We start from the raw sequence: 25292 nt of genomic DNA, 5'->3' as shown, positions 1-25292 counted from the left end.
CAGCCTCCTAGGGCAGGTAATCGCGCAACGCCTGCTGTACGCAGGCGGCGTCGAGCATCGAACTGGCGCGGAAGAAACGCAGGATGTTGCCGAGCAACGGGTGCTGGCGGTTGATCGGATAGGCCAGGCCGCGCACTTCCTCGCGCAGTGCGGCGCGGATGGCGCTCGTGACCGGCATCGCCTCGATCAAGGTCATGTCGAAGCGCTGCTGGATGTCGCTGGTCAGGTAGTGCGCCAGGAACACCGGCAACACCTGGGCGATGGCTTCACGGTCCGTCTCGGGCGCGGACTGCCAATAGATCCGCGTCAGTCGTGCCCAGAAGCTGGAATGGCGCCCCTCATCCAGCAGGTGATCGGCCATCAACCCCTTCACCGACGGCTTGACCGTGTCGTCGCGGGCGAACGCCGCCACGTCGTCGGTGAGGGTGTTCTCGGCGATGCCCACGCAGATCAGCTCGACAGGGTCGCGCAGCCTCGCGGGTACGTGCTGCAACGCCGCTGGAATCGCCCGGCTCAACTCGATCTCGGCTGGCAGTTCGATCGGCTCGATCTGGGTCAGGGCGATGGTCTGCTGGAGGAAGTCCAGCGCCACCAGGGCGTGATAATCCTCGTCCACCACCACGGTCATGGCGTCGTAGCGGCACGCGAAGGGGAAGCGCACGGCGAAGGTGTCCTTGGCGATGCGGCGCGCCGTCCGGTCGACGATCTCGGTTTCGAAGATCACCACGTCGTTGATGAACTTGTACAGGCTCTGCACCAGCACGAAGTCACGCAGGTGAGGGCACTCGCGCTGCAAGGTTTCGCTCAGGGCCAGCGGTTGTCGACTGAGGGGGTAGATCAGGCGATGATCGTCCTCGACCATGCGCCGCGGGCGCGTGCGAATGGTGGCGCGTGCCTCCCAGGTGTCGGCGAAGGAACGGTAATCCTGAGCATTCATGAGACCACCTCGACGGCCACGACCTGCAAATCGGCCTGAACGCGATCCCACAACCGTTCGCGACTGGCGATGGCGTCCAAGGCAGCGCGCAGCACCTGCTGTTGCTTGTGGGCATCGTCCCCCACCAGGCGTGCCAGCAGGCGCTCGGCCGCCGGACCGTGGTCTTCGGAATCGACATCGATGTGGCGTTGCAGGTAATAGCGGAACGTCGGTGCCTGCTCCCTGCCGATGCCCCACGCGTCGAGGATCTGCTGGAACATCATCGGGATGACACTCTCGCGCCCATGCAGGAACGCCGCTGCCACGCAGTGCGCCGGTGCACTGAGGGCTACCTCCAGCGTGTCGGCGACGAACGCCTTGGCCGCCTCGCTCGCACCGCACGTCTGCAAGGCGTCGAGCGGGGCCACGCCTTCGCGTTGCAGGGCGATGAAGCGTTCGATGGCCCGGGTGTCGGCGCCCACTTCACGCATGGCATCCAGGTACAGTTCGAAGTGGCTGTAGTGCCCGTGGTCGAGTCGATCATCGGACTCTTCGCCCAGGACGATTTCGTTGATCAACCGGGCAGCGGCAGGATCATGCGGCGGCAGCCACGGCAAGGCGATACAGGTCAATTCCTGTTGCAGACGTTTGGTCAGCGACATGAAGTCCCACACGGCAAAGACATGGGTTTCCATGAAGCGGCACAATAACGCCGGTGTATCGATGGACGAAAAGAGGGGGTGGCGCGACAACGCTAACTTGCACGACTGAAGTTCGGTATTTGACGCGTTCATTATAAGTTCCTGTCCATGTTGTAAAGGACGGTTCGAACAGTCAGGTACAGGACGCACGCAGCCGTGGGCCTGAACCGGGACATCGATCGTCGAAGTGTGAAGTGGCCGATGGCGCAAACGAAACCCTGACGCCAGGGAGGCTGCAGGGTGATCTCGATGCCGGCCATTTCAACTTAGATCAATCTGGCAAGCGGTGGCAACGTGTTTTTGAAGTTTTTAAATAGGGTAACTTTAAGGCGGGCGAGTGCCAGCGCCACTGCAACTAAGTGTGCAATGTCATACCTGCGTCAGTGCCTTTCGATTAACGCTAATCAAAATAAGACATTGAGTGAATGCTTCACCCGAGCACTGGAAAAGAGGAAGGACGATGAGTTGAACTTGAGGGGCGGCTGATCGGTAGTCGGTCCTGTGCCCGGTAGCAGACTCCTTCTGCAGGTGATGGTCAGCGGCCGACCAGGCCCGCCCGTAGGCGATCAGCAGTCGTGCCGAGCCATAGAGTGTGCCGGATTAATGGTTGCCGCCATGGTGCCAGCACCAAAAGTGAGAGTTTGCTCTGCGTGTCGCTCGGCGCGGGCGCGGTCAGGGGCTTGCTGAGGGGATCAGCGTTGCTGGCACGGGCGAGCGGTCAGGGGCGCTTCATTTCGACGCAAGCCCTGGAAGCGTTGAGGGAGTGGTACGAGCAGGGCGTCCTCTAGACGTGACACCGCATGCACCCTGCGGGGGGCGCAGGAAGCGACGTAGCGCGCATTGTGGAAACAGTTTGAAATACACACAGGGCACCCAGCGGCGCCGTGGAGCGCCGCCTGCGTGTACGCGTTGCCAGGCTCAGGCGCTGACTTGGCGGTTCAAGTAGGCGCGGATCGTTCGCGAGGCATTGCTCAGGTGGCGCTCCAGGACCAGCAGCGCCTCATCGACGAGTTTGTCGCTGGCCGCATCGGCCAAGGCATTATGGTCGTCCTGCGTCAGTTGGCCCAGGCCCATGGACGACAAGTGGAAGCGCAAGAAACGCTCTTCCTCGCTCAATTCGTTGTCGATCAAGCGCAACAGTTTCTGATTCTTGGCCTTGCTGTACAGCGTCATGTGGAACAGACGGTTCAACCGACCGATCTCGGCATGGCGTGTTTCGGTTTCCAACTGGCGAATGTAATCACGCGCCAAGGCGATGTCGGACGCATCGAGCAGCGGAATGGATTGACGCAACGCTTCGCTTTCCAGAATCAGCCGCAGGTCGTACGTATCGACTGCATCTTCACCGATCAAAGGGGCGACGACCGCGCCCTTGTGCATGACGACCTTGAGCAGGGACTGCGCCTCGAGCTGTCGAAGCGCCTCGCGGACGGGCATGCGACTGACGCCGAACAGCGTGGCCAGTTCCTGTTGGCGTACAGCCGTCCCCGGCGGCAGGCGACCATCGAGAATGGCACTTCGCAGCCGTTCTTCGATGACACTGCGCGCCAGATGCGGTGACAGCTGTTCACCACCCAATACAGCGCTTAGCAGTCTAGTTTTAGTGGCCACGGAGTGTACGCCTGATGCCTGAATGCATTGGATCCAATAACCTTAGATGGGAAGAAGTCCTTGTCAAACCTGGTTACAAGCCGATCGTACCATTGGACGGCATGATAAAGGCTATGGTGCAAGAAGTCGCAACTCTCTCACGGCATTGGCTATAACCCGTTCGTCTGGCATAAGGATGGGAGGCCGTGATGATTGCAAGGTGCCATTGTTTTTTACACACCCAGGCCGCACCATCGGCCCTTTCGACCGATCTGCTCGAGCGCTCGCCGTGGCGATACCTTGGATCCTCAACCTGACCCTCAGACGTCTGGGCCAGGCCGTACTGCTGGGCTGCCTGTTGCTGGGCGGCCTGCACGCGGATTGGGATTTTTCCCAGATCAGCCGCCGCGCGCAAGGCTTGTATGGGCCACTGGGCGCCGGTCAGGCACGAATCGACGCCTGGCAACACCTGCTGACGACACAGAAGCAAGGCAGCGAGCTGGAGCGCTTGCAGGTGGTCAACCGCTTCTTCAACCAGCAACTGCGATATGTCGAGGACATCGACCTCTGGCACGAGGCCGATTACTGGGCCACGCCGATCCAGGCCCTGATCAAGGGCGCCGGGGATTGCGAGGACTATGCCATCGCCAAGTACTTCAGCCTTCGCCGCATGGGCATCGCCAGTGAAAAGCTGCGTATCACCTACGTCAAGGCCTTGCGCCAGAACCGCGCGCACATGGTCCTGACGTACTATGCCAGCCCGGAGGCCATGCCCCTGGTGCTCGACAGCCTGATCGACCCGATCAAGCCCGCCAACCAACGGCCCGACCTGCTGCCGGTCTACGCCTTCAATGGTGAGGGATTGTGGCTGACAGGAGCAGCTGGCAACAAGAAAGTCGGCGATACCAAGCGTCTGTCGCGCTGGCAGGATGTACTCAAGAAAATGCAGGCCGAAGGGTTCCCGGCCGAACCGGTCTACTGAGGATCACCGATGTCACTGTTCAAACAATTGCTGTTGGCCATCTGCCTGTTCCTGGTCGTCGCGTTCAGCGGCAGTTTCATGGTCAGCCTGGAAAGCTCGCGCAGTCAGTACGTCAACCAGTTGCGCTCCCACGCGCAGGACGCCGCCACCGCCCTAGCGCTGTCACTGACGCCGAACATCGATGACCCGGCGATGGTCGAGTTGATGGTCAGCTCGATCTTCGACAGTGGCTATTACGCCAGCATCAAGGTCGTGGACCTGGGTTCCAACGCGGTGCTGGTCGAGCGGCACGCCGAGCCCGACACCCATGGCGTGCCGCGCTGGTTCATTCGCCTGATCGGCCTGGAGGCGGCCGGCGGCGATGCCATCGTCAGCCGTGGCTGGCAGCAGGCCGCACGGGTCGAGGTGATCAGCCACCCGATGTTCGCGTTGTCCAAGCTCTGGCAAAGCGCCCTGGGCAGCCTGAGCTGGCTGCTGCTGTGCGGCGCCATCAGTGCCGTGCTCGGTGCGTTGCTGCTGCGTCGACAATTGCGCCCGCTGGACTACATGGTGGCGCAGTCCCACGCCATCGCCCGACGCGAATTCCTCAGCCTGCCCGACTTGCCCAGTACGCCGGAACTGCGCCGGGTGGTGCAGGCGATGAACCAGATGGTCGAAAAGCTCAAGGCGCTGTTCCAGGAGCAGGCCGAGCGTAGCGAACGGCTCAGGGTCGAGTCCTACCAGGACAGCCTCACCGGCCTGGCCAACCGACGGTACTTCGAGATGCAGCTGGCCGCACGGGTCAGCAACCTCGAGGATGCACGGCAAGGTTACCTGCTGTTGCTGAGGGTGCAGGACCTGACCGGGCTCAATGCGCGCCTGGGCGGGCAGCGCACCGACCAGCTGCTCCAGGCCATCGGGCAGCAGCTCCAGCGTACCTGCGCGCGCTTCCCTGAAACCAACAACCTGATCACCCGTAGCCGTGGTGGCGAATTCGCGGTGCTGGCGCCCGGCATGGTGCACGAGGAAGCCATCCAACTGGCCCAGGCGCTCGAGGTCACGCTCCAGAGCCTGCACGAAACCGGGGCCAGCGATGTGACGCCAGTGGCCTGCATCGGCATGGCGCCGTATACGCCGGGCGACGCGCCGCCTGCCTTGCTCAAGCTGGCCGACGAAGCCTTGGCCATGGCCGAGAGCAAGACCGATCCGGGCTGGGTGTGCCTGGAGCAGGGCGTCGCGGCCCAAGCTGCCGACAGCCATCACGATTGGCACACACGGCTGGACCAGGCGCTGGCCAACGGGCAGTTCGAGCTGTTCTTCCAGCCGGTGGTCGACAGCCACGACCTGTCGCGCATCCTCCACTACAAGGTGATCTCGCGCCTGCAGGACGAACAGGGCCAGACCGTGGCGGCCGGGCGCTTCCTGCCATGGCTGGAGCGCTTCGGCTGGTCGGCGCGGCTCGACCTGCTGATGCTGGACAAGGTGCTCAAGCACCTGCAGTCACACGAGCAGTCGCTGGCGCTGAACCTGTCGGCCGCCACCCTGGCCGACCCCAAGGCCCTGCAACAGGTCTACGACCTGCTTGGACACCACCGCGCCCTGGGCCCACGCCTGACGTTCGAGATCGGCGAAGAACAGCTTCCGGATCACGCGAGCCTGGCGCAATTGACGCGCCGCCTGCGCGACCTGGGCTTCAGTCTGGCCCTGCAGCGTTTCGGCGGTCGTTTCAGCATGATCGGCAACCTGGCCCACCTGGGCCTGGCTTATCTGAAGATCGATGGGGGCTACATCCGCAACATCGACCAGGAGCAGCACAAGCGGCTGTTCATCGAGGCCATCCAGCGTGCCGCCCACAGCATCGACCTGCCACTCATCGCCGAGCGTGTGGAAACCGACGGCGAGCTGAAGGTGTTGCAGGAAATGGGCGTGCAGGGCGTTCAGGGGCAACGGGTGGCCGTCCCGGCTCCCTGGTCGTAAGACAAAGGGGCGTGGCACGCCCTGTCGACGTCACGGCGTCGTGCGAGGCGCGGGGTTGGGCGCGTGCCAACCGCCACCCAGCGCCAGGAAGACGTTGATCTGTCCGAGCGCCACCTGGGCATCGGCGGCGGCCAGTTGTCCACGCATGGTGGTGTAGGTCCGTGTCGCTTGCAGGTCCTCCAGGAAGGACGCGCGTCCGGCCTGATAGAATTGGTGAGTCTGGTCCGCCGCCTGTTTCGCCGAGCGCTCGGCATCGGCCAGCGCTTCTCGGCGATCGAGCAGGGCGCTGTACTGGGCCAACCGCGTCTGGGTTTCGCGGATGGCATTGAGCACGACACCGTCGAAACGCGCCAGCGCCGCCTGGGTCGAGGCCTCGGCTTCACGAATGCGCGCGCGCGTGCCGTTGGTGGGCAGGGTCCAGTTGACCAGCGGTCCGAACCCCCAGCGATTGGTCGCCGGCTCGCCCAGGTTGTCGAGAATACCGATGGTGCCGACCTGCGCACCGATGCTGATGTCCGGGTACAGCGCACCGGTCGCCACGCCAATGCTGGCGGTGGCCGCAGCCAGCTGGCGCTCGGCCTGGCGGACGTCGGGGCGGCGCTTGAGCAAGGCGGCGCCGTCGCCGACCGGGATGAGCTGAGTGAGCTGCGGCAGCTTGGCGCACGTGGCGGTACCAGCGGGCAACTGCGCGACCGGGGTGGCCAGCAGCGCCGCTAAAGTGAACAGCCCGGCTTCACGCTCGGCCTGGAAACGCGGTAATTCAGCCCGCAACGACTTGAATTGGGTCTGGGTACGCGTCACCTGGGTTTCATCGCCACGACCGGCATCGCGCAAGCGCTGGGTCAGTTGCACCCCCTGTTCCTGCAAGGCCAGCGATTCATGAGCGATGTGGTACTCCTCGTTGGCCGAGCAGACCTGGGTGTAGGCCTTGACCACATCTGCCACCAGGGTGATGCGCGCCGTATCGGCCGCCGCCTGCGCCGCATCGGCATTGGCCTGGGCCGCCTCGGTACCGCGCTTGAAGGTCCCCCAGAGGTCGAACTGGTACGAGGCACTGAGAATGGCCTCGCCGATGTTGGCCACCGGCACCTTTTCGGTCAGCAGGAAGGCCTCGCCCGACTCCTGCAGGCGCTGCGCTGCCGCCTTGCCACTTGCACCGAATCCCCCCTGGGCTTCGGCCACCTCGACTTGCGAACGCGCCTTGGCGATGTTCGCCGCGGCCACACGCAGATCGCTGTTGGCCGTCAGGGCCTGGCGCACCAGCGCGTCGAGGCGCGGGTCCTGGTACAGCTGCCACCAGTTCTCCGGTACCGGGGCCGACACGACGCTGTCGGCATCCTGACGCAGAGGGCCATTCAGGTCGTCCCGCTGCACGGCTGCGTTCTCCGGCACCGCATAGTCAGGACCGACCGTCGTGCAGGCGCTCAGGCACAGCAGGCACCCTACCCACAGCATGCGCTTCATCGAGCGTGCTCCTCGATGATCGACACCGTGGCGGTCCGCCCGGCGATCATGCGGAAGTCGGCCGGCACCTCGTCGAAGGCGATGCGCACCGGGATGCGTTGTGCCAGCCGCACCCAGCTGAACGCGGGGTTGACGTTCGGCAACAGGTTGGAGCCGCTGCTGCGGTCACGGTCCTCGATCCCGGCGGCCATGCTCTGCACGTGGCCACGCAGACGGGTGTCGTCGCCCATCACGCGGATGTCCACGGCGTCGCCCACGTGGATGGCGCCGAGCTTGGTCTCCTCGAAGTAGCCATCGACGTGGTACGACGCACTGTCGACCACCGACAGCACCGCTCGGCCGGCGGTGACGAATTCGTGGGCACGGGGTGCGCGGTCGTTGAGGTAGCCATCCACCGGACTGCGGATCACCGAGCGGTCCAGGTTCAACTGCGCGGTATCGACGGCCACCTGCGCCGCGTTGACCGCCGAGCGGGCACGGGCCTCGCGCGACTGGCTTTCTTCCAGTTGTTCGGCCGCCACCAGGTTGCCGAGCTTGCGGTTGCGCCGCGTTTCGCGGGCCGCCTGGGCCAGGGTTTCCTGGCGCTCGGCGAGGGTGGCGCGGGCCTGGCGCAGCGCCAGGCCGAAGCGGTCCTGGTCGATGGTGAACAGCACGTCGCCGCGCTTGATCATCTGGTTGTCGCGTACCTCGACCTTCTGGATCAGGCCCGACACGTCGGGTGCGATCTGGATGACGTCGGCGCGAATGTGCCCATCGCGCGTCCAGGGGGCGAACAGGTAATAGACGACCATCTGCCAGACGAGCACGGCTGCGAAGGCCACCACCAGCAAGGTCAGGACCACACGGCCCAGGGTCAGCAAAGGTTTTTTCATGGCAGCATCAGGTTTCTGCAAAAGTGATCCACCGTACCGAGCAGCACGGCGTAGAGAGCGACGTTGAACAGCGCCCGGTGCCAGACCAGGCGATAGAAGCCCAGGCGCAGCAACAGGGCGTGCACGCCCAGAAACAACAGGTACGTGGCGATCATCATCACCAGGAGCGTGGGCAGGAACACCCCGCTGATATCGACATCACCGATCACAGGGGGGCTCCATCGATGCCGTGGGGCAGTGGCGAGGGGGGATCGACCGGTGTCAGGGCCACACTGGCCACCGGCAGCAGCGCCAGGCGCAGACCGCTGAGTGCGTGCAACAGATGGACCCTGGCGTCGGCCCGCTCGTTCAGCGAGGCTTCAACCAGCGCCAGGCGCGCCTGATCCATGGTGTGCAGCAGGGTTTCGGACGCCTCCAACCGCTCACCGGCGCGCAGGCAGGCCGCGTAATGGGTGCCGACCTCTTCGATCACGGTGCGCAGGCGGTGCTGCGCGGCCGCCTCGACCCGAGGCAGGTAGGCCAGGATATCCAGCAGATTGAGGCCGACACGCAGATCACGCAGTGCACCGCCGCCCTCCTGGCCCGTCTGCGCCAGGCGTGGCAGGTGCTGCATCAGCCGATCGAGCATCTGCACACCGACCTTGCGCTGTTCGGCCAGCGTCGCCGGGTGGGTCATCTCGACGATGTCACGCCAGCTGAAGCGTGTCATGCGCTTGGCGGCCAGCTCCACGCCGAACGGGCGGAACACCAGCGTCCAGAGGAAGGCGAACAGCAGACCCAGCGGCCCTGCCAGGTTGACGTTGATGAACGTCAGAAAATCGGCATCGTAGACGCCCTGGATGCTGATGAAGTTGGCGGTGTTGACGATCGTCAGCAAGGTGCCCAGGTAGAAACGCGGCTGCACGGTCAGGGTGCCGACGCAGATGAACGGTACGGCGAAGGCCAGCACCAGCATCGGGAAGTCGTGCAGGTTCGGCAGCACCAGGAACAGGTAGATGCTGGAGAAGACCACCGACAACATCGTCCAGAAGAAGAACCGGTAGATCTGCGGTGCCGGATCGTCCATGGCAGCGAAGAAGCTGCAGGCGACGGCCGCGAGAATCACTGCGCTGCTGCCGTCCTTCCAGCCCAACAGGATCCACAAGCCGCTGGCGACGATGATGGCCATGACGGTGGAGGCCACCGAATAGAGCATCAGACCACGGTCGAAGAACGGCGTCAGACGGCCCAGCCGCCAGTGACGGTACACCGCCCGCCAGGGCGAGGCGTCGTCCTGGCGCAAGGCATGCTGCAGCGTGCAGCAGTCCTGCCACAGGTCCACCCACTCGGAGAGTCGATAGAGGGCATTGGAAACCAGCAGCAGGGGGCGTTGGTTCAGGTGCTCGGGGTCGGGCTGCAGCCGGTCGATGTGCTCGCGCAACAGGCTCCAGCGTGCGAGCGAGGGTTGCTCGAGGGTGGAGGCAAGCCAGTCGCGGGCCTCGTCCAGCAGCGGTTGCAGCTTGGCCTGCTCGCTTGGTGCGCGCTTGGCCAGCGCCACCAGGGCGTCGTCCAGCGCATCGAGCACCGGCAACAGGTGGATCATCCGTCCCCGCAGTTCACGAGCGTTCTTCAGGGTGTGCGGACCTGCGCCTTCGTGCCCCAGCTGACCGATCATCAGCTCCAGGCTGTTGAAGGTGCCTACCATCGACGTGCGCATCGCCCCGACGTTCTCCACGCGGACCTGGCGCGTCAGGTAGGCCTCGCTGTAGCGTACCGCCTCGTTGAACCAGTTGCCGGTGGCCGTGACGACCACCGGCGCGAGGCGGCGGGGCCAGAAGATCGCCCCGACGATGGCCGCGCAGACGATACCCAGGCAGATCTCCTGGGCCCGTGAAGAGGCCACGTCGAAGACCGCCAACGGGTTGTCCACGACCGCCAGAGCGATCATCGGCAGGGTATAGCCGGCCAGCATCAGGACGTAGTTGTTGGCGGTGCGCAGGTTCAGCGAGAGAAACAGCAGGGTCCCGGTCCACAGGGCAATGGCGACGCTCAGCAGCTCGGGCGACTGCACCAGCGGTGGTACCAGCAGGACGGCACCGGCCGCACCCAGCAGTGTGCCCAGTGCACGGTACAAGGCCTTGGAGCTGGTCGGCCCGACGAAAGGGCTCGACACGATGTAGACCGTCGCCATGGCCCAGTAGGGGCGCGGCAGTTGCATCAGCAGGGCGATGTACAGAGCGATCATCGAGGCGGCGAAGGTCCGCACGCCGTAGAACCAGTCGCGTGCGGGCGGCACCGAGCTGAAGAAACCGTTCGTGTTCATGCCGCTGCCCCTGGTCCTTGTTGCCCGGCGTTTTCGAAGGCGCGCATCACCCGCAAGGCCGCCTCCAGATCGCTCGGGTCGATGTCACGCAACACGTCGCGACGCAGGCGCACCAGTTCGGTCTCGATCGAGTCGGCCAGCGCGCGTCCCTGCGCCGTCAGGCTCAGCGCCTTGGCGCGCCGATCGTTCGGGGCTTCGCTGCGGCACACAAGCCCCGCCTTGCACAGCTGGTCGAGCAGGCGCACCAACGACGGGCTTTCGAGGCCGGCCGCCTGGGCGACCGCGACCTGATGAACACCATCGCCCAGGCGCACGATCATCAACAGAGGGACTGCGCAGGCTTCGGAAATGCCGTAGGCGGTCAAGGCGCCATGACAGATCCGCCGCCAGTGACGCGCGGAAACGACGAGGCCGCTGCTGACGTTCAACCGCAGTGCATCGAGTGACATCGAAGGCGTATCCGTATATTCATAGTTTGCTAACTATCAATATACTGCCATTTCACCGTGCAATGCCAACGCTTGTCGACGAGACGTGCAGGTCAGGGCAAAGACAGGTGGTCGAGCGAGGCTCAGCGGCGGACCTGATCCTTGAGTTTCAGGCTGAGGGCCAGGTGGCTGCCCAGCAGGATGGCATGGTCGCGCCAGTGTCGATAAGGTGCCTCGTCGCCCTGGGCGAAATACACCGTCAGGGCTTCCGCTGCCTGTACGACGCCAGCTGCTGCGGCCAGTTCCAACCAGTACAAGCCTGCCTTCACATCGGGTTCGACCTGCGTGCCTTGCAACAGGCATCGGCCGACTTCGAAGCGACAGCGGGCCTCGCCTCGCTGGGCGCCTCGCAGATACCAGCGGTAGGCGGTGGAGGACGCGCTTCGTCGAGAGGGCATCGAGGGCCATCCTTCCTCGAACAAATCGCCAAGCGCCGCTGCGGCGCAGTCCATCCCGGCTTCGAAGGCGTGCTCGTAGTACCGTGCAGCGTCTGCGTACGAGACCTTCACGCCTTGTCCAACGTAGCTTTGCTCAGCCAGGTTGAACCAGGCTGTGGCGTCCCCTTGCAGGGCGGCCATGCGCAACAGACGACGCGCCAGCAACGGGTCGCCCTGCCAGTAGGTGCCGTTGAGCCAAAGCCATCCCAGGTCGGTCAACACGGTGACGCTTCCGGCCACGGCCTGCGCGCGCAGTCCGTCATAGACCGCCTGCAGGTTCACGGTCTCGTCCAGGTGCGCGATCAGCGTGAAGCTGCGGCCCAGTGCGGTCCGATGGCTGGGCAGACCGAGACTGGCGACGCCGCGACGCTCGCGTTCCCGTGCGAGCGGCACGATACGCCTGGGGAGCAGGTGCTCCAGCAGCGGGTGAAGGGTGCTGACAGCCGACATGTTCATCCTCGTTGAACGGCCTGCGGTGTCCTACCGCCACGGCGTGAGCGGTGATTCTGCGCAGCTCGGCGACAAAACCCGTCGCGTTCGAACGGGCAGGGCGTAACCAAACGGCCATATCGTGATCTGAGCAGGCTGTGGCTAATTGCCAGGCGCTATCGCTGTCGCCATGCTAGTCGGCGCAAGCTCTTACAAGGACGTTACCTTTTGCCCTCTGCTACCACTCGTGCCACCCTCAGTCGACAGTGGGCGCTGTTGCGTCAGTTGCCCAACCGCTCGCCGGGGGTGACCAGCGCAGAGTTGGTCTGGCGTCTGAGCGATGCTGGCTTTGACGTCAGCAAGCGTACCGTCGAGCGAGATCTCAATGAGCTGTCGTTGCTGTTCCCGCTCGAGCGCAACGACAAGAGCATCCCGTTTGGCTGGTATTGGGCGATCAATACAGGTGCCGAGCTGCGGGGTCAGTTCGATCTACAGGATTACCTGCGCAGCGATGCACTTCAGCCTGTGCCGAACGATGGCATGCGCTTGCAAGCGTGGATCAGCGATGCGCTGGCGCGGCAGCTGCGCGATACACCGCTGGCCCTCGACATGCGGTTGACCGCCTTGGGCGAGGGGCACAGGCTCCAGGCGACGGTCAGCGATGGGTTATCGCTGCGCGGCTGGCTGCTGGGGCAGGGGGACGAGCTGGTGGTCGAACAGCCACCGGCCCTGCGCGAGGAGATCGCACGGATCCTGCGCAGTGCAGCCGCGCGCTACCCCTGACCGTAGGCTGGCCAGCGGGCCAGTGACGAGCCGTAGAGCTGTGTCGCTTGCCGCTGCGCTAGCGCTGCATGCCCCAGCGCCGTACGGTAAGACGCTCGAGGGTGTTGAACACCAGGCCCTCGACCAATAGACCGATGAGGATGACTACTGCCAAGCCGGCGAAGACCTTGTCGGTATACAGCTCATTGCGGTTCTGAAAGATGTACCAACCCAGCCCACCCTTGCCACTGCTGGCACCGAACACCAGCTCGGCGGCAATCAACGTGCGCCAGGCGAAGGCCCAACCGATCTTCAGTCCTGACAGAATCGATGGCAAGGCGGCGGGGACGAGGATGTACAGCACCAGGCGCAAGCCACGTAAACCATAGTTGCGGCCTGCCATGCGCAAGGTGTCCGAGACACCCAAAAACCCCGCGTAGGTATTCAACGCCAATGCCCACAGCACCGAATGCACCAGCACGAAGATCAAACTGTTGTCACCCAGCCCGAACCACAGCAGTGCCAGTGGCAGCAGCGCGATGGCGGGCAACGGGTTGAACATCGAGGTCAGCGTACCGAGCAGGTCGCGACCGAATTGGGTGGACACCGCCAGGCTGGTCAGCCCGAATGCCAGCACGATGCCCAGCACGTAGCTCTTGAGCAGGATGATCAGCGAGAGGCCGACCTTGGCGGGTAGTTCACCGCTGCTCAGGCCCTCCCACAGCGCTGCGCTGGTTTGCAGGAAGCTGGGCAACAGCAGATCGTTGTCCTGGTAGCGGGCAAGCGCCTCCCAGGCGATGGCGAGCAACAACAGGATCACGGCCTTGCGCAGCCACCCGTGCTGCCAGAGGCGCTGGCCAAGCGGAAGGTTGCGTTCCAGCGGTACGCTGACCAGCGGTTCGAGATGAATTTCGTATTCCTGCCTGACAGGTGGGGTGGTCATGGGAAGGCTCCGTCAGTAGGCGATGCGAATGTCGCTGAAATCGAGCTGAGCGTTCGGCGTCTGCACCGGCGCTTCGTCGAACAGCAAGCGATGAATGCGTTGGGCGCTGGCCTGGAAACCGACGCCGCCTAGGCTAGCCAGGTCGTACTGGTGGCTGTGCACCTCGGCGCGCACACGCCCCGGGTGTGGTGACAGCAGCAGGATACGATTGCCGATGACCAGGGCTTCCTCGATGGAGTGGGTGACGAACAACAAGGTAAAGCGCACTTCTTCCCACAGCAGCAGCAACTCTTCCTGCATCTTGCGCCGGGTCAGTGCATCCAGCGCAGCGAACGGCTCGTCCATGAGCAGGATTTTCGGTTGCATGGCCAAGGCTCTTGCTATCGACACCCGCGCTTTCATGCCTCCAGACAAGGTGTGGGGGTATGCGTCGGCGAAGGCCTCCAGGCCTACCTTGTTCAGGTAATGCATCGCGCGTTCTTCTGCGTCGGCGCGGTTGAGCGAGCCGGATACCCGCAGCGGGAACATCACGTTCTGCTTGACCGTCATCCATGGCGGAAGCTGGTCGAATTCCTGGAACACCACGATCCGGTCTGGTCCTGGCCCTTTGACGGGCGCGCCCTCGAGGAGGATCTGTCCCTCGCTGGGGTCGATGAAGCCAGCCACGGCCTTGAGCAAGGTGGACTTGCCACACCCCGAAGGGCCCAGCAGGACGAAGCGATCGGCCCGATCGACCTCGAAGCTGACCTGATGGGTGGCCCGCACCACGCGCTGCGCGGTTCGGTATTCGAGACTGAGGTTATCCACGTGCAGCAAGGGGGCGCTATCGGTACGGCTCAGGTTGCTGGTCGTGTGGCCTGGCAATGGGGCGTTCATGGCGGTCAGCTCCCTTGCAGCGGGCGTTCATCCTGGAAGAAGTAGTCCTTCCACGACGTCGGCTTGTTCTTGATCGCGCCTACCCGATAGAGAAACTCGGCCAAGGGGTAGGTGTTCTTCGGGGTAATGGTGAATTCGTAGTGTGGGTTGTCGATCAGGCGAATCAGCGCATCACGGTCGATCTTGGCCTTGGTCACGCGAATGTAGGTATCGGCTGCGGCCGCTTTGTCGTGCTGCGCGAAATCTGCTGCCTCGGCCAATGCGTCGACGAAGGCCTTGTAGGTCTTGGGGTTGTCCTTGCGGAATGTCTCGGTGGCGAACAATAACGTCGGCGAGTTGGGACCCAGCAAGTCATAGCTGTCGAGCACCACGTGCACATTCTTGTTGGCCAGCACTTGGTCCTGGAACGGGGGGTTGGAGAAGTGTCCGTTCAGTTCGGTACCGCCTGCCAGCAACGCGGCAGTCGCGTCGGGGTGGGGCACGGCAAGCGTGTACTTGTCCAATCGAGCGTATTCCTTGTCGCCCCACTGTTTGGCGGCGGCGTACTGCAGGAAGCGCGACTGCACCGACACGCCCACGGCAGGTACGGCAATGCGGTCCTTTTCGGAGATGTCGGCGATGGTCTTGACGTTCGGGTTGCTGCTGACCAGGTAGTACGGGAAGTTGCCCAGCGAGGCCACGGCCTTGACGTTCTGGCGCCCCTTGGTACGGTCCCAGACGGTCAGCAGCGGGCCAACGCCGGCACCGGCGATGTCGACCGAGCCAGACAGCAGCGCATCGTTGATCGCCGAGCCACCAGAGAGCTGCGCCCAATCGACTTCGATGTCGAGGCCCTGCTCTTTGCCATGTTTCTCGATCAAGTGCTGGTCCCGTACTACGTTGAGCAGCAGGTAGACGATGCCAAACTGCTCGGCGATGCGAATCTTGCCTTCGGCATGGGCGAGGGTTGGTGCGACCAGGCTACCGGCAACCAGGCTGGCGCCCAGGCTGATGCTCGCCGTCAAGCGGGTGAAGGATGTGCGCATGGTGTCACTCCGAAAGATCAGAACGGGGCATCGCCCTGGATGGTGGTGCGGAACAGTTTGCGTCGCAGGTGCGCAGGGCAGCCGGCGGCCAGGTGGATCAATGAGCGGTTGTCCCAGAACACCAGATCGTGGGGCTGCCAGTGGTGTCGGTAGAGGTTGTCTTCCAATACGCTCAAGGTATGGAGCTGGCGCAGGACATCGCGGCTTTCATCGTCGGGCAGGCCCAGGATGCGCGTTGTGAACCCTTCACTGACGAACAACGCTTTACGACCGGTTTCCGGGTGGGTCCGTACCACGGGGTGAATCACTTCCTGGACCTGGGCAAGCTGTTCGGCGCTCAAGGTCGGGCGCCAGTTGCCTTCGAACTTTGTCTCGGCATAGCGTGCGGTGTAGGAGTGCGCTGCCTTGCGACCTTCGATCACTGTACGCAGAGCAGCGGGGACGGCATCCCATGCCTTGTGCATGTCCGCGAAAAGCGTATCCCCGCCTTCGCTTGGCAGCTCTTGGGCATGCAGCATCGATCCCAGGCTGGGCAGCGCTTTGTAGGAGAGGTCCGAATGCCAGAATTTACCTGCGTCGCCCAGACCAAGGTTCTGGCCGTTTTCAACGATATTGGAGACGATCAGGATTTCCGGATGGTCGGTGAGCAGGAACTGCTTGAGCACATGGATTTGCAGTTCGCCAAAGCGCCGACTGAAATCGATGTGCTGTTGCGGCGTAATGAGCTGGTCACGAAAGACCACTACATGGTGGTCCAGGTGCGCCCGATGAATGCGGGAGAAGTCGTCGGCGTTGATCGGCTTGGCCAGATCGAGGCCGAGGATTTCGGCACCTACGGTGCCTGAGAATGGGTGGATTTCGAAGGGCTGCGGTTTTACGCCGTCGTTGGACGACAAGGCGTTCGAAGCGGCTGACATGGTTCACTCCCACGCAATGCGCGTCCAACGGGCGCGCGACGATCAGAAACGCACGGGGTTATCCCGTGTGGGTTCGAGTCGTGCGGCGCGCCGATTGGTCGACAGGTACGCAGTGGGAGTGACTATAAGGGTATAAACAGTATTTTTTAAATATCTTTAGGGAATATGCATAGAAAGGCTGGCTGCAAGCTCATGCAGCGTACTTGCAGCTAGCCTCTTGCAACCTGCGCCTTTTAAAAGTCAATCAACGCTCCCTCAGCGCTTCGGCACGCGCCTTGATGATGGGTTTGAGCAGGTAGCTCATGATGGTCTTCTTGCCCGTCAGGATGTCCACCGATGCCACCATGCCCGGGATGATCAACAATGGTTTCTCGTCGGTTCCCAGATGGCTACGGTCGGTCCGCAGCCTGACCAGGTAGTACGTGGTCTTCTTGTCTTCATCGGTGATGGTGTCCGCGCTGATCTGTTCCAGCTTGGCCTTCAGACCACCGTAGATGGTGAAGTCGTAAGCCGTGAACTTCACGGTCGCTTCCTGGCCAGGGTGCAGGAAGGCGATGTCCTTGGGCAGGATCTTCGCCTCGATCACCAAGGTGTCGTCCAGCGGCACGATCTCGATGATGTCGCTGCCCGGCTGAATCACGCCACCGATGGTGTTGACCAGCAACTGCTTGACGATGCCCCGCACCGGCGAGGTGACCAGCGTACGGCTGACCCGATCGTCCAGCGCCTTGCTGGTGGCCGTCGCCTTGTTCAGTTCGGTGCGTGCCTCGTTGAGCTGGGTCAGTGCCTCGCTGCGGAACTTGCCGCGCGTTTCCTCGATCTTGCTCTTGACCTCGCGCACCGCTGCTTCGGCACGGGGGATGGCCAGGGCGGTCGCGTCCATCTCGCCACGGGTTTCCACCTCGGCACGGCGCAGCCGCAGGATTTCCACCTGGGAAATCGCACCCTTGGCCACCAGCGGCTCGGACATGGCGATCTCTTGTCGCAGCAGCTGCAGGCTGTTGGCGTACTGGGCGCGCTTGGAGGTGTATTCGCGCAGCTCCTGCTGGCGCTGCACTAGCTGTTCTTCGAGCCCGCCAATCTCGTCGCGCAACTGCTGGCGGCGGCTGTTGTACAACGACTCCTCGCTGGCCGCCTGGCTCGATGCAGCCTTGCGCAGCTCCTCGTCGATCTTCAGGGGGACGTCTTCGACTTCGGCGCTCAGGCGTTGCACGCGCAGGGCCATGGCCAGGCGGTCGGCTTCGGTCTCGCCCACGTTGGAGGCGAAGCGCGTTTCATCCAGGCGCAGAAGGGGCTGCCCGATCTCGACCACTTCCCCTTCCTTGGCATAGATCTCGGCGACGATACCGCCCTCGAGGTTCTGGATCTTCTGCACCTTCGAAGAGGGCACGGCCTTGCCTTCACCGCGGGTCACCTCGTCGATGGGCGCGAAGCAGGCCCAGACGACCAGAAACAGGAAGAAGGCAATGATGCCCCAGATGGTCATCCGCACCACCCGCGGTGCGTCCTCGATCAGCGACTTGCTGACCTCGGGCAGCGGCTGCCCACTGAGCGAATCCGAGCCTTTGAAATAGCGCCGCAGATTGTCCTTGATTTGCCCCACGTCGAGCTTACGCGACACTGATCTGCCCCTTCTTCAGCGCTTCCATGACGGCGGCTTTCGGGCCGTCCGCGACGATCTGTCCACGGTCGATGACGATCAGCCGGTCCACCAGCGACAGCAGTGAAGCCCGGTGGGTGACCAACAGGACGGTCTTGTTTTCGATGACGGCCTGCAGGCGCTGCTTGAGACGCTCTTCACCGGTGTTGTCCATGGCGCTGGTCGGTTCATCGAGCAGCAGGATCTGTGGGTTGAGCAGCAGGGCACGGGCAAGGGCCACGTTCTGACGCTGACCACCGGACAGGTTCTGCCCACGCTCGCCGACCTGCAGCTCGTAACCATCGGGGTGCAACCGCGCGAACTCATGGACGCCCGACAGCTCCGCGGCCTGCAGGATCAGCTCGTCTTCGATGTAGCGGGCGCCGCTGACCAGGTTGTCACGCAAGGTGCCGGCCAGCAGTTGAATGTCCTGAGGCACATACCCCAGGTTATGGCGCAGTTCGCTGACATCGATCTGCCGGATGTCGACACCGTCGACCAGCAGGGAGCCTCCATTGGCTTCGTAGAGACCGACGATCAGCTTGGCCAGCGAGCTCTTGCCCGAGCCGCTGCGCCCGATGATCCCTACCTTTTCGCCTGGCCGGATGTTCAGGTTGATACCCTTGAGCGCCATGTTCTGTTGGTTGGGGTAGGTGAAGTCCACCCCCCGAAACTCGATGGCGCCTTGCAGGACCTGGCGGCTGAGCGGCCGCTCCTCGAAGTTGCGCTCCTGGGGCAGGCTCATCATCTGGTCGGTGGAACTCATGGTGACCTTGGCCTGCTGATAGCGTGCAAGCAGCCCGTTGAGCTGGCTCAGGGGGCCCAGCGCGCGACCGCTGAGCATGTAGCTAGCCACCAGGCCGCCCATGGTCAGGTTGCCGTCGATGATCATGTACACGCCGAGGCAGATCATCGCCACGCCTGCCAGCTGCTGGATGAGCAGGGTGATGTTCATCGCCAGGCCCGAGAGAATCTTGACCCTCAGTTCCAGGCGGCTGAGCGTGCCCAAGGTCTGCTCCCACATGTACTGGCGTTCGCTCTCGGCGTTGTTGACCTTGACCGCATCCAGGCCGGCGAGCGTTTCGATCAGGCTCGACTGGCGCTCGGAGGCCAGTGCCATGGTGCGTTCCATGGTCGCCAACAACGGTTTTTGCAGCGCATAGCCAATGCCCAACGCCAGCGGGAAGGCGATGATGGGTATCCAGACCAAGTGCCCGCCGATGATGGCGATGACCATCAGGATCAGCAAGGTGAACGGCAGGTCGATGAGGCTGGTCAGGGTCAGCGAAGCCAGGAAGTCTCGCAGCCCCTGGAACTCGTGGATGTTCTGCGCAAAGCTGCCGACCCTGGCGGGCCGATACTTCATCGACATGCCGACGATGCGCTCGAACAGGGTGGCCGAGATGATCAGGTCGGTCTTCTTGCCGGCCAGGTCCAGGCACAGGCTTCGCAGGCCTTTGAGGATCAGGTCGAAGATGTAGGCCCCGAAGATGCCGAACGCCAGCACCCAGAGCGTCGAGGTGGCCTGGTTCGGTACGACGCGGTCGTAGACGTTCATCACGAACAGAGGCGCGGCCAACGCGATGATGTTGATCACCAGACTGGCGGCGATGGCGTCCATGTACAGCCACTTGCTGCGCAGGAGGGTGTCGCGGAACCAGGAACGTGTACGTGGGATCAGGTTGCCGTGATTGACGTCGAACTTGTGCTGGGGCTGGGCGAAGAACACCTTGCCGCTGTAGTCGGCCTGCAGCTTCTCGCGGCTGACGTGCACTTCACCGCCGTCGCTTTCACTGAGCAGCAGACGCGCGGTGCTTGCGTCCTGCCAACCCAGCAGCACGGCACAACGGCCCTCCTTCATCAGCAGCATGACCGGCATGGCGATATCGGGGATCTGCTCGAGCTTTCGCTGAAGCAGCCGGCCCTGCAAGCCTGCACGGGCGGCCGCGCGCGGCAGCAGCTCGGGCGTCATGCGCTGCGAGGGCAGCGGCAGGCCCGTCGTCAGCATGGCGCGGCTGGCGGGTTTCTGATGCAGGACACACAGGTTCAGCAGGCTATCCAGCAAGGGATCGTCATGCTGACTGCGGGGATCGTGGCTGAGCTGGACTCGACTGACTTCGGATTCCACGCGGCGCTCTCTTAAAACCTTGCTAGAAATGGGGGCGAGGCTCTGGCCAGGGCCAGGTGACGTCGCCAATGGAGGGTGCTCTGCGCTACCACCTCCATCGTCTGGATGGTAGCTAAGCGCCATGGTCGCCCCGAACGTAGATGGAGTAAACATTTCCAAGCACATTCGCTATACCAGACGACAGCGCGCCCTGAAGGTTTCGCAGATTTTCTGTTTGAAACCTCAGGGCTTTCAAAGCGTGCCACGGGTGCTCGGAGACCCACATCCGTAGGGCAGCGCTTCTCCATTGTAATACGGTCAACAAATTGGCAGTTTTCTGAAATTTTTTTGAACTTATACGTCGTTTTGTGAACTCGTCAAAATACTACCGGCTTGTCTTTTCAGTCTGCGTGTTCATTCGTCTGTGTACAAATTAGCAAGTCCACGCGGCCCTGACTAAATTTCTTCTACGGGTTCGTCCTGAACAGTGCGTTTTTTGTGTAAACGATCTGCCCGTATTGACCTTTCATCAGATGCTGCTTGTCACAGAACCGGCGGGCCTCAAGCAGGCAAGGTTTGTGCTTGGGGCCGCTCTGCGTCAAGCAATCGGCTTCTTTTTGAATAGGTGTTGAAAATCATGAGCGTTTACGTTGACAAGGCTCGTGAAATAATCGTTCAGCGCGTGAAAAAACTGCTTTGAAACATCCTTTTTTTGCCATACATCAGGGGCTTGCCCCCGCACGAAAATATCAATGTGACATTATTTTGCTGATTGTTTAGGATTGGCAAATTAGGTCAATAGTTTGGCTGAAGTGGCGATAGTTTTGCGCTATAGACAATAGTTTGACGCCAAAACATTGTCCACCTCACGAAGCATTCCATCGAACAACCGTCTCGTACGATCGGTGTGCATGGAAGTCACCGAATCGGTACCCGGAGAGTCCTCAATGAGCAGTGTCGTTGCCATCGTCAAAAGCGTTGTCGGTCAAGTGGTCGCAGTTTCCCCCGAAGGCATCCGGCGCGTGCTCGTGGAAGGGGATCGCTTGTTCGCGGGCGAGCAGGTCCTGACCGGGCCTGGCGGAGCCATTACGCTCGAGCTGGCCGACGGGCGCATGCTGGACCTGGGCCGGGACTCTCAGTGGAGTGCCGACACGCCAGACAGCAGTACGGACCTGTCCGAAGCCACGGCGCAGGCAGCGCCTTCGGTCGAAGAGCTGCAACAGGCCATTGCCGCAGGCGCTGACCCGACGGTCGACCTCGAGGCGCCTGCCGCAGGTCCGACGGCTGCAGGTGGCGGCGAGGCAGGTGGTGGGCACACGTTCGTGATCAACCAGGAAACCGCAGGCGTCGTGGATCCGACGGTGGGTTTCCCGACTGATCCGATCGGCAACGAGTTCGGCCAGCCAACCCCGCCTGTAGGCGCCGCTGGTACGACGAATGCAGCGACCGCAACGGATACCGGCGCGGGTGGCTCGACCACCGTGGTCCTGAGCGCCACGCCGTCGATCAGCGAGGCAGGCGGCGTCATCGTCTATACCGCGACCGTCGGCCAAGCGCCGACATCCGACCTGACCGTCACGTTGTCCAACGGCGCAGCGATCGTGATCGCTGCCGGGCAGACCGCAGGTACCGTGAATGTCGATGTAGCCGCCAATGACACGGTCTACATCGATCCACGCGATATCTCGGCCACGATTACCGGGACCAACGGTGGCGACCTGACCGTGACGGCCGATCAGACCCCGGCCGTGACGCAGGTAGTCGATACCATCGACACCACGACCCTTACTCTGACCGCTACGCCAAGCGTGACGGAAGGGGGCGCGATCACCTATACCGTCTCGCTCAACAATCCTGCGCAGACGCCGGTGTCCGTCACGCTGTCCAATGGACAGACGTTGACCATCGCTGCCGGCGCCAGCAGTGCCAGCGTCGATGTCCCGACAGGCAATGACGCCTATGCAGGCAACACGACGGTGAGCAGTACGATCACCGCGGCTTCCGGTGGCAACTTCGAAGATCTGGCCATCAACCCGACTGCGGCGCAGACGGTGATCAACGATGCGGTCGATACGACCACTCTGACGTTGACGGCTACGCCAACCGTGGCCGAAGGCGGTCAGATCGTCTATACCGCGACGCTGACCAATGCGGCCCAGACGCCCATGAGCGTGACCTTGAGCAATGGCTCGGTCATTACCATTGCGGCTGGCCAGACCGCAGGCAGTATCACGGTGGCAGCGCCTGGCGATGACCCGTACATCGATGCCGGTTCAGTCAATGCGACGATCACTGCTACGACCGGTGGCAGCTTTGAGAACTTGGCCGTCGATGGCACGCCAGCAGTGACTGCTGTCACTGACACTATCGATACCAGCACCGTTACGCTGACGGCGACGCCTTCTGTGACCGAAGGTGGCGTGATTACCTACACGGCCAGCGTGACTGCGCCGGTCACTGGCTCGGCCTTGGTCGTGACCCTGGCCAATGGCCAGACCATCACCATTCCGGTCGGCCAGTCCTCCGGCACCGTCGATGCGACCGCGCCGGACAACATCTACGCTACCAATCCGCCTGTGACCAACAGCATCACTGGCGTTAGCGGTGGCAACTACGAAAACCTGGTGACTGCCGGTGCACCAAGCACCACCGTCACCGATGGCCCAGGCACCAGCACCACGACGACCGTAGCGCTGACTGCCACGCCAAACGTGGCCGAAGGTGGTCAGATCGTTTACACCGCGACCCTGACCAATGCGGCTCAGACGCCAGTTAGCGTGACCTTGAGCAACGGCTCGGTGATCACCATCGCGGCTGGTCAGACTGCAGGCAGCATCACGGTGGCAGCACCTGGCGACGATCCGTACATCGATGCAGGCTCTGTCAGCACGACTATCGCCAGCGCTACTGGCGGCAACTTCGAAAACCTGGCGGTCAATGGCACGCCAGCAGTGACTGCTGTCACTGACACTATCGATACTTCGACAGTCACGCTGACCGCGACCCCATCGGTTACCGAAGGCGGCGTGATCACCTATACCGCTAGCGTTACTGCTCCGGTTACCGAGGCGCCACTGGTCGTAACCCTGGCCAACGGCCAGACCATCACGATTCCGGTCGGTGCCAGCGCAGGCTCGGTGAACTTCACTGCGCCGGACAACGTGTACGCTACCAACCCGCCTGTGACCAACAGCATTACGGCCACCAGCGGTGGCAACTACGAAAACCTGGTCAGCGCCGGTACGCCAAGCACTACCGTCACTGACAGCCCGGGTACCAGCACCACCACAACCGTTGCGCTGACGGCCACGCCAACCGTGGCCGAAGGCGGCCAGATCGTTTACACCGCGACCCTGACCAACGCGGCTCAGACGCCAGTTAGCGTGACCTTGAGCAATGGCTCGGTCATTACCATTGCCGCTGGCCAGACTTCCGGCTCGGTGAACGTTGCTGCTCCTGGCGACGACCCCTATATCGATGCAGGCTCGGTCAACGCCACTATCGCCAACGCAACCGGCGGTAACTTCGAAAACCTGGCAATCAATGGCACGCCTGCGGTGACATCGGTTACCGATACCATCGATACCAGCACTGTAACCCTGACAGCGACCCCGTCGGTTACCGAAGGTGGTGTGATCACCTACACCGCCAGCGTGACTGCACCTGTCACTGGCTCGGCCTTGGTCGTGACCCTGGCCAACGGCCAGACCATCACCATTCCAGTCGGCCAGTCCTCCGGTACCGTCGATGCGACTGCACCGGACACTATCTACGCTACCAACCCGCCTGTAACCAACAGCATCACTGGGGTTAGCGGCGGCAACTATGAAAATCTGGTCACTGCCGGCACGCCAAGCACCACCGTGACCGACGGTCCAGGTACCAGCGCCACCACGACCGTAGCGTTGACTGCGACGCCGACCGTGGCCGAGGGCGGTCAGATCGTCTACACCGCGACCCTGACCAACGCCGCGCAAACGCCAGTGACCGTCACCTTGAGCAATGGCTCGGTGATCACCATCGCGGCTGGCCAGACCGCTGGCAGCATCACTGTCGCGGCGCCTGGCGACGATCCATACATCGATGCCGGTTCGGTCAATGCGACCATCACCAGTGCTACCGGTGGCAACTTCGAAAATCTGGCAATCAATGGCACGCCAGCGGTGACATCGGTCACCGATACCATCGATACCAGCACCGTCACGCTGACGGCGACTCCATCGGTTACCGAAGGCGGCGTCATTACCTACACCGCTAGCGTCACTGCGCCTGTCACTGGCTCGGCCTTAGTCGTGACCTTGGCCAACGGCCAGACCATCACCATCCCGGTCGGCGCCAGTTCGGGCTCGGTGAATTTCACCGCCCCAGACAACGTGTACGCCACCAATCCGCCTGTGACCAACAGCATCACGGGTACTAGTGGCGGCAACTACGAGAACCTGGTTACTGCTGGTACGCCGAACACCACCGTGATCGATGGTCCGGGTACCAGCACCACGACGACCGTAGCGCTGACTGCGACGCCGACCGTGGCCGAAGGCGGCCAGATCGTCTACACCGCGACGTTGACCAACGCTGCGCAGACGCCGGTTACCGTGACCTTGAGCAATGGCTCGGTCATCACCATCGCCGCAGGCCAGATTTCCGGTTCGGTGAACGTGGCTGCGCCTGGCGATGATCCGTACATCGACGCAGGTTCGATTAGCACGACCATCACCGGTGCCACCGGTGGCAACTTCGAGAACCTGGCCGTCAGCGGTACGCCAGCAGTCACTGCCGTTACCGATACCATCGATACTTCGACGGTGACCCTGACTGCCACCCCGTCGGTCATCGAAGGCGGTGTCATTACCTACACCGCCAGCGTAACTGCGCCTGTCACCGGC

At 62.8% G+C, this 25292-nt stretch carries 19 protein-coding genes; 4 read left to right on the top strand and 15 right to left on the bottom strand.

Annotated features, from left to right (window positions below; all coding sequences use genetic code 11):
- Positions 1–7: 7 nt before the first annotated feature.
- The 3 genes from G7007_RS19490 to G7007_RS19480 all read right to left on the bottom strand — a co-directional run bounded on the left by G7007_RS19490 (position 8) and on the right by G7007_RS19480 (position 3228).
- The gene (locus tag G7007_RS19490) at positions 8–937 is read right to left on the bottom strand and encodes a diiron oxygenase (RefSeq protein WP_181104414.1); all 930 of its coding nucleotides are present in this window, start codon (positions 935–937) and stop codon (positions 8–10) included.
- Positions 934–1710 carry a DUF3050 domain-containing protein gene (locus tag G7007_RS19485; protein WP_181104413.1) on the bottom strand — a complete coding sequence of 259 codons (777 nt, stop codon included), beginning with the start codon at positions 1708–1710 and terminating at the stop codon, positions 934–936. The genes G7007_RS19490 and G7007_RS19485 overlap by 4 nt, the downstream gene beginning before the upstream one ends.
- A gap of 825 nt (positions 1711–2535) precedes the next feature.
- On the bottom strand, positions 2536–3228 hold the full coding sequence (locus G7007_RS19480) for a GntR family transcriptional regulator (protein WP_181104411.1): 693 nt from the start codon (positions 3226–3228) through the stop codon (positions 2536–2538).
- A 199-nt stretch (positions 3229–3427) separates the two neighbouring features.
- On the opposite strand from G7007_RS19480, the gene lapG reads away from it, so the two are divergent.
- Both lapG and lapD read left to right on the top strand, forming a co-directional pair.
- Positions 3428–4189: a cysteine protease LapG gene (gene lapG, locus G7007_RS19475; protein ID WP_181104409.1), complete on the top strand. Its 762-nt coding sequence runs from the start codon at positions 3428–3430 to the stop codon at positions 4187–4189.
- Positions 4190–4198: 9 nt separating this feature from the next.
- Positions 4199–6145, top strand: a complete 1947-nt coding sequence (lapD, locus tag G7007_RS19470) for a cyclic di-GMP receptor LapD (RefSeq protein WP_181104407.1) — start codon at positions 4199–4201, stop codon at positions 6143–6145.
- Between the two features lie 30 nt (positions 6146–6175).
- Here lapD and G7007_RS19465 read toward each other — a convergent pair whose 3' ends face one another.
- The 6 genes from G7007_RS19465 to G7007_RS19440 all read right to left on the bottom strand — a co-directional run bounded on the left by G7007_RS19465 (position 6176) and on the right by G7007_RS19440 (position 12158).
- Positions 6176–7609, bottom strand: a complete 1434-nt coding sequence (locus G7007_RS19465; protein ID WP_181104405.1) for an efflux transporter outer membrane subunit — start codon at positions 7607–7609, stop codon at positions 6176–6178.
- Positions 7606–8481, bottom strand: coding sequence for an efflux RND transporter periplasmic adaptor subunit (locus G7007_RS19460; protein ID WP_181104403.1), 876 nt, complete (start codon positions 8479–8481; stop codon positions 7606–7608). The genes G7007_RS19465 and G7007_RS19460 overlap by 4 nt, the downstream gene beginning before the upstream one ends.
- Positions 8478–8690, bottom strand: a complete 213-nt coding sequence (locus G7007_RS19455) for a DUF1656 domain-containing protein (RefSeq protein WP_060395424.1) — start codon at positions 8688–8690, stop codon at positions 8478–8480. Before G7007_RS19455 ends, G7007_RS19460 begins: the two co-directional genes overlap by 4 nt.
- Positions 8687–10783: an FUSC family protein gene (locus tag G7007_RS19450; RefSeq protein WP_181104401.1), complete on the bottom strand. Its 2097-nt coding sequence runs from the start codon at positions 10781–10783 to the stop codon at positions 8687–8689. Before G7007_RS19450 ends, G7007_RS19455 begins: the two co-directional genes overlap by 4 nt.
- Positions 10780–11232 (bottom strand): MarR family winged helix-turn-helix transcriptional regulator, encoded by a 453-nt coding sequence (locus G7007_RS19445; protein WP_181104399.1) that lies wholly within the window; start codon positions 11230–11232, stop codon positions 10780–10782. The genes G7007_RS19450 and G7007_RS19445 overlap by 4 nt, the downstream gene beginning before the upstream one ends.
- Positions 11233–11354: 122 nt before the next feature.
- Entirely contained in the window at positions 11355–12158 is an 804-nt protein-coding gene (locus G7007_RS19440) for a tetratricopeptide repeat protein (RefSeq protein WP_181104397.1), read from the bottom strand.
- A gap of 207 nt (positions 12159–12365) precedes the next feature.
- Between G7007_RS19440 and G7007_RS19435 the strand changes: the two genes are divergently transcribed.
- Positions 12366–12920 carry a WYL domain-containing protein gene (locus G7007_RS19435; RefSeq protein ID WP_181104395.1) on the top strand — a complete coding sequence of 185 codons (555 nt, stop codon included), beginning with the start codon at positions 12366–12368 and terminating at the stop codon, positions 12918–12920.
- 58 nt (positions 12921–12978) lie between these two features.
- On the opposite strand, the gene G7007_RS19430 is transcribed toward G7007_RS19435, so the two are convergent.
- The 6 genes from G7007_RS19430 to G7007_RS19405 all read right to left on the bottom strand — a co-directional run bounded on the left by G7007_RS19430 (position 12979) and on the right by G7007_RS19405 (position 20427).
- Positions 12979–13842, bottom strand: a complete 864-nt coding sequence (locus tag G7007_RS19430; RefSeq protein ID WP_181104393.1) for an ABC transporter permease — start codon at positions 13840–13842, stop codon at positions 12979–12981.
- A 12-nt stretch (positions 13843–13854) separates the two neighbouring features.
- Positions 13855–14718: an ABC transporter ATP-binding protein gene (locus G7007_RS19425; protein WP_181104392.1), complete on the bottom strand. Its 864-nt coding sequence runs from the start codon at positions 14716–14718 to the stop codon at positions 13855–13857.
- Between the two features lie 5 nt (positions 14719–14723).
- Positions 14724–15743 (bottom strand): ABC transporter substrate-binding protein, encoded by a 1020-nt coding sequence (locus G7007_RS19420; protein WP_181104391.1) that lies wholly within the window; start codon positions 15741–15743, stop codon positions 14724–14726.
- Positions 15744–15760: 17 nt separating this feature from the next.
- A complete protein-coding gene (locus G7007_RS19415) occupies positions 15761–16660 on the bottom strand; it encodes a TauD/TfdA dioxygenase family protein (RefSeq protein ID WP_181104390.1) in 900 nt (299 codons plus the stop codon).
- Positions 16661–16904: 244 nt separating this feature from the next.
- Entirely contained in the window at positions 16905–18281 is a 1377-nt protein-coding gene (locus G7007_RS19410; RefSeq protein ID WP_181104389.1) for an HlyD family type I secretion periplasmic adaptor subunit, read from the bottom strand.
- Entirely contained in the window at positions 18271–20427 is a 2157-nt protein-coding gene (locus G7007_RS19405; RefSeq protein ID WP_181104388.1) for a type I secretion system permease/ATPase, read from the bottom strand. The genes G7007_RS19410 and G7007_RS19405 overlap by 11 nt, the downstream gene beginning before the upstream one ends.
- A gap of 926 nt (positions 20428–21353) precedes the next feature.
- Here G7007_RS19405 and G7007_RS19400 point away from each other — a divergent pair.
- Positions 21354–25292, top strand: a 3939-nt coding sequence (locus G7007_RS19400; RefSeq protein WP_181104387.1) for a retention module-containing protein, incomplete at its 3' end; no start/stop codon positions are given.

The sequence above is a fragment of the Pseudomonas entomophila genome, from assembly GCF_013523125.1.
In the GTDB taxonomy this organism is placed as follows: domain Bacteria; phylum Pseudomonadota; class Gammaproteobacteria; order Pseudomonadales; family Pseudomonadaceae; genus Aquipseudomonas; species Aquipseudomonas entomophila_B.
The sequence above is the reverse complement of the archived record's forward strand: the minus strand, read 5'-3'. Positions and strand labels throughout refer to the sequence as shown.

What these genes read in the sequence shown, in the direction of transcription:
- G7007_RS19450 (WP_181104401.1), bottom strand. Translation starts at nt 10,783, where the DNA reads ATGAACACGAACGGTTTCTTCAGCTCGGTGCCGCCCGCACGCGACTGG.
- G7007_RS19445 (WP_181104399.1), bottom strand. Translation starts at nt 11,232, where the DNA reads ATGTCACTCGATGCACTGCGGTTGAACGTCAGCAGCGGCCTCGTCGTT.
- G7007_RS19460 (WP_181104403.1), bottom strand. Translation starts at nt 8,481, where the DNA reads ATGAAAAAACCTTTGCTGACCCTGGGCCGTGTGGTCCTGACCTTGCTG.
- G7007_RS19425 (WP_181104392.1), bottom strand. Translation starts at nt 14,718, where the DNA reads ATGAACGCCCCATTGCCAGGCCACACGACCAGCAACCTGAGCCGTACC.
- G7007_RS19415 (WP_181104390.1), bottom strand. Translation starts at nt 16,660, where the DNA reads ATGTCAGCCGCTTCGAACGCCTTGTCGTCCAACGACGGCGTAAAACCG.
- lapD (WP_181104407.1), top strand. Translation starts at nt 4,199, where the DNA reads ATGTCACTGTTCAAACAATTGCTGTTGGCCATCTGCCTGTTCCTGGTC.
- G7007_RS19440 (WP_181104397.1), bottom strand. Translation starts at nt 12,158, where the DNA reads ATGTCGGCTGTCAGCACCCTTCACCCGCTGCTGGAGCACCTGCTCCCC.
- G7007_RS19485 (WP_181104413.1), bottom strand. Translation starts at nt 1,710, where the DNA reads ATGAACGCGTCAAATACCGAACTTCAGTCGTGCAAGTTAGCGTTGTCG.
- G7007_RS19430 (WP_181104393.1), bottom strand. Translation starts at nt 13,842, where the DNA reads ATGACCACCCCACCTGTCAGGCAGGAATACGAAATTCATCTCGAACCG.
- G7007_RS19465 (WP_181104405.1), bottom strand. Translation starts at nt 7,609, where the DNA reads ATGAAGCGCATGCTGTGGGTAGGGTGCCTGCTGTGCCTGAGCGCCTGC.
- G7007_RS19490 (WP_181104414.1), bottom strand. Translation starts at nt 937, where the DNA reads ATGAATGCTCAGGATTACCGTTCCTTCGCCGACACCTGGGAGGCACGC.
- G7007_RS19420 (WP_181104391.1), bottom strand. Translation starts at nt 15,743, where the DNA reads ATGCGCACATCCTTCACCCGCTTGACGGCGAGCATCAGCCTGGGCGCC.